The following is a 3617-nucleotide window of genomic DNA, read 5'->3' on the forward strand; positions in this document are numbered from 1 at the left end:
TTCTGACTTCTGACTTCTGACTTCGTTTGACTTCTGACTTCTGACTTCATTAAGGTGGTGGAATATATGAGCAATACTGTAGAAATTTTATCCGCACAGGAGTTACGGCGTACTGTTACTCGTCTTGCTTCCCAAGTAATTGAAAATGCGGGAGATTTGTCTCAACTGGTATTGTTAGGCATCTATACTAGAGGAGTACCGCTAGCGAAAATATTAGCAAATCAAATTGAATTGCTAGAGCAAGTCAAGATACCTGTGGGAGCATTGGATATTACTTTTTATCGGGATGACTTGAACATAACGGGAATGCGAACTCCAGCTAAAACGGAAATTCCTGGTGATATTACTGGCAAGATTGTGGTTTTAGTTGACGATGTGATCTATAAAGGTCGAACAGTGCGAGCTGCTTTGAACGCAGTTCTTGAATATGGTCGCCCAGAAGCAATTAAATTAGTTGTGTTGGTTGATAGAGGTCATCGGGAACTACCAATTCATCCAGATTTCACAGGTAAGAAGCTACCCACTTCTAGAGAAGAGAAGGTCAAAGTTTATGTGCAAGATATTGATCGGAGAGATGGTGTGGAGTTATTTCGCTAGTGCCGCTACGCGGAAGTCAAAAGTTAAAATTCAAAAGCGAGTGCGTAATTCTGAGGTCCCCTCAGAATGTAAGACGCACTCAAGACAGTCAAAAGTATTGATTGGTAAGGCTTTTAGGATTTTGTTACTGGTTATATCATGTTCAAATAATCAGTTATAAAAACCTTATCTCTTTGAATCTTTCTTTCCCTTCTGCCTTCTGCCTTGCTTTCTCCAAAGTATAAGTATTTAACCGAACATGATATTAGTTATTTCTGCAATCCTGCACTAGAAAGTGTGAGGAGTGTGAGGAGTTCGGGGAGATGGGAACCCACCCCTAACCCCTCCCTGGAGGGGAACGTGGGGAGATGGAGAAAGAGTTGGCAATGGTGCTCAGATTGTTGATTTAAAACAGTTTGTAGGGGCAAACGGCTGTTTGCTTGCGCATACTTCGTAACGCCCCTACGGTTTCTTCAAGCTAAAAAATCTGCCGATCGCTCTCGGTGCTGACCACTGAGGTGCTTTTTTAACGTAACTTGAGAATGTCAGCAGTTATAGCCAAACTCTCTTCATATAAAACTTCCCGACCCCAACGTTGTAACTGTTGAGCCATCAAATATTCTGCTTTCTGATCGCTCAAAGCACTGACTTGCTCTGTACGACAAGACTGGGCACTACCACCTGCTTCTAATCGCATACAACCAGTATCTTCAGAACACAAAATCGTGCAACAGTCAGCATTGGGATTACTAGACCCCAAACGCACGCCCACTAAATCTCCAGGAATTTCACCATAGTCAGCGGTAGGAATTGCTGCTAACTCAGCTAAAATCTCCTTATCCGTAGGACTGGTAAACTTGACATGAACGATATCATAATCACCACCAGTCTCAGTATAAGCTGTAGGTTGCCAATCAAGACGACTAGCAAACCACCCCAAAAACATTAGTGCTTGGGCAGCATTCCCTTTTTCATAGTCAAGAGTAATTTTATCTATTTCACCCAAGGAAGCACGACGTTGTGGTGGATCGAAAGTGGCAGCAGCTAATTCTTGCCATGCAGAGAGACGATGCCAATTTAAATCAGCAATGTATGTTTGATTTTCGATCAACTCTTGCATTTTGAGAAATTCTGAATCTGCATCGCTAAAATAAGATGAATCCAGAATAATGCAATTGCTATTTTCACATAGGTTTCGGAATAATTCTTGTTCTTGATTGGGGGTAGCTTTCCACCAAACAAATTTAGGCAAGTCAGGAATCATCAATGATGTCACGACATCACTCACCCTTTCCAGTGCTTCTTTAGTTCCGCGTAGAGTAATATATTCACAGCAAGTTAATGAAGACTGCTTTTTCTTTACTGGGCAATAAGCAGAAACTTGTGCTGTTACCCCTGTATCTTCTCCAAAAGTAGGACATAGTGTGATGACTCGACAGGGGTTTTGATCTGCAATTACTTCACTAATGCTAAATCCTCTAGCATCCATGTTAGGGAATTGCCGAGTTTCTGGAGATTTTGCAGCCCACTCTGAACGTAACTTAGCGAGAGTCTCGGAGTCTATCCTACCTGTTATTGGTAACTGATAAGCTTTTTGAGCCTCTTTGATGGCATCACGGGCCTCATTGCCGTTAATACCATCTATTTCACCTTTGTAGAATCCCAAACCAGCCAAAAGTTGCTGAAATTCTTCGGGTTCATATATTACCATGCTGAAAGTAGCTGCTCTGGTAGCGATCGCAGTTGCTTTTCCTCCATTTTGACCGAGCCAGATTTTACTAAGTTCTGCTTCAATTTCTCCGAGAGAAATATCTTTTGGTTGTTGTAAGGCAACAAGTGTTGTACTCATTTTTCTTGTTTGTAAATGCTTTACTGATGGTTATTTAAGGGAATAGGGAACAGGGAACAGGGAACAGGGAACAGGGAACAGGGAATAATGTCCGCGCCCAATTCTTGTAGCAAGCTATGTCATCCGCCAAGAAATAAATTTCTTGGATCTATAGCAGAAGTCATCTTTAGATGACTAAAGATAGCTAATTTATGATGGCTAATTAATGAGACTTGATATAAGTCACAATTGGAAGAAATCCTTCTGCCTTCTGCCCTCTGTCTTCTGCCTTCTGCCTTCTACTACAGTCGGCGCCAACGACGACCATCACGATTGAGTAACAGTTCAGATTCAACTGGTCCCCATGTACCTGCTTCATACAAAGGTATGGCCTCTGGTGGTGCTGGAGCATCCCAGATACCTAGTATTGGTGTTAATGCTCGCCAAGATGCTTCTACTTCATCACCATGAGTAAATAGTGTTTGGTCTCCTAACATACAATCAACTAACAATCGACTGTAAGCATCTGTACTGGGTTTACCAAAAGCAGTATCGTAACGGAAATCCATATCTACTGAACGAGTCCGCAGGGAACTGCCTGGAGTTTTTACCTCGAAACGCATAGAAATTCCTTCATTTGGCTGAATTCGCAAAGCCAATACGTTAGGATTTGCTTGTTTAGCTGCTGACTGGAACATTAAATATGGTACTTCTTTGAACTGAATCGCGATTTCTGAGACTTTTTTCGGCATTCGCTTACCAGTCCGCAGATAAAATGGAACTCCTTTCCAACGCCAGTTATCAATATAGAGTTTCAGTGCTGCATAAGTAGGTGTGGTGGAGTTGGGGTCTGCTCCTCCTTCTTCCCGATAAGCTGGTACATCTTTGCCTTTCATCCAACCGTTTGTATACTGGCCACGAATTGCAGAAAGCTCCAGGCGTTCTAAGTCTGCCAAGCGGGTTGCCTGAACTACTTTTACCTTTTCGTTACGAATACTGTCAGCATCGAGGGAATTAGGGGGTTCCATTGCTGTGAGGGAGAATAGTTGCATCAGATGATTTTGTACCATGTCCCGCAGGGCACCTGATGTTTCATAATATCCAGCACGTCCTTCTAATCCTACTGTTTCTGCAACAGTGATTTGAACGTTATCGACAAATTGACGATTCCATAGGGGTTCAAAAATGGTATTTCGATTTGCCAATGCCATTA

General features: G+C 42.3%; 3 protein-coding genes. 1 reads left to right on the plus strand and 2 read right to left on the minus strand.

The window, feature by feature from the left end; genetic code table 11:
* Positions 1 to 66 precede the first annotated feature (66 nt).
* The gene (gene pyrR / locus F6K13_RS23695) at positions 67 to 597 is read left to right on the plus strand and encodes a bifunctional pyr operon transcriptional regulator/uracil phosphoribosyltransferase PyrR (protein WP_124155468.1); all 531 of its coding nucleotides are present in this window, start codon (positions 67 to 69) and stop codon (positions 595 to 597) included.
* A gap of 505 nt (positions 598 to 1102) precedes the next feature.
* Here pyrR and opcA read toward each other — a convergent pair.
* Positions 1103 to 2425, minus strand: a complete 1323-nt coding sequence (gene opcA / locus F6K13_RS23700; RefSeq protein ID WP_124155467.1) for a glucose-6-phosphate dehydrogenase assembly protein OpcA — start codon at positions 2423 to 2425, stop codon at positions 1103 to 1105.
* Positions 2426 to 2706: 281 nt separating this feature from the next.
* Positions 2707 to 3617, minus strand: a 911-nt coding sequence (zwf, locus tag F6K13_RS23705) for a glucose-6-phosphate dehydrogenase (protein WP_287288582.1), incomplete at its 5' end; no start/stop codon positions are given.

Source organism: Okeania sp. SIO2B9 (genome assembly GCF_010672505.1).
In the GTDB taxonomy this organism is placed as follows: Bacteria; Cyanobacteriota; Cyanobacteriia; order Cyanobacteriales; family Microcoleaceae; genus Okeania; species Okeania hirsuta.

Bases quoted from the DNA above. Each gene is read 5' to 3' on its own strand.
- pyrR (WP_124155468.1), top strand. From the start codon at position 67: ATGAGCAATACTGTAGAAATTTTATCCGCACAGGAGTTACGGCGTACT.
- opcA (WP_124155467.1), bottom strand. From the start codon at position 2,425: ATGAGTACAACACTTGTTGCCTTACAACAACCAAAAGATATTTCTCTC.